General features: G+C 44.3%; 2 protein-coding genes. Both read right to left on the bottom strand.

Annotation, left to right across the window (positions count from 1 at the left end):
- Positions 1–503, bottom strand: a 503-nt coding sequence (locus tag A3763_RS02860) for an Lrp/AsnC family transcriptional regulator (protein WP_068759869.1), incomplete at its 3' end; no start/stop codon positions are given.
- A gap of 49 nt (positions 504–552) precedes the next feature.
- Positions 553–902, bottom strand: a 350-nt coding sequence (locus A3763_RS02865) for a cytochrome D1 domain-containing protein (RefSeq protein WP_068759870.1), incomplete at its 5' end; no start/stop codon positions are given.

The following is a 902-nucleotide window of genomic DNA, read 5'->3' on the forward strand; positions in this document are numbered from 1 at the left end:
GTTTTTCTATCACCCACATGAAACCCCAAGTCGATATGATAAGCCTTTTCCATTGGCAAGCGTAGGATTGGAAAGCCAATCGTCTTTTCCATATCATCCAGTATCAAGTCCAGAAATTTGGGAGTCGGTGTCGTAACAACGAACCACAGATTATAACTATGCTCTCGTCCGTAGTTATGATTCACCTCTTCATATTCGTTAATCTGGGCAGCTACTTTTTCTGTCAGCTCAGATGGAACGCTCACAGCCGCCAAGAGACTAGCCCCGGCTCGCTTATGGTCAAATACCGGCCCTATGCGCGTCAGCATACCGCTATCTTTAAGTGCCAAGAGTTTGGTCAATACATCTGGTTCGGAGCAATTCAACTGCTCTGCCATGTCGGCAAAGGGCCGTGAAGTGATAGGAAAGTTACGTTGATAGGAATCTAATAAACTACTGCTCAAGTCATCCAGAACGACTCTTTCGGGTTCAATACCTGTATTGCTAGGAGCTTGTATATTCATCACATCACCTTTCTTTCTCACTGTTCTTGTTTTTGGAGCGACCGGAGCTTTATAAGCCCAAACGATGCGCCCGAGAGGTAAAGAAAATCCCACTAGGACTTGTCGCCTCAAACTGATTTATTAAATCCAAGGTTTCGGTGTCATAGATATTCACCAAGTTTAAATCTCTGACAGAAGCCCACACATGCTCACCACGTGAAGTAAACTCCATATGAAGCACACCCTTTCCAGGTTTTAGTGTTTTAAATAATGAGCGGCTTTCAGCATCTATTACTTGGAGCGTGTCATTATTTGGATAGGCAAAGTTCACCCAAATTTGGCGACCATCCGGTCTAGCCATGACAAACACTGGCTGACCATGCACATCGATTTTGTCTACTTGCTGCCAAGTGTTCATAT

Source organism: Oleiphilus sp. HI0128 (assembly GCF_001635365.1).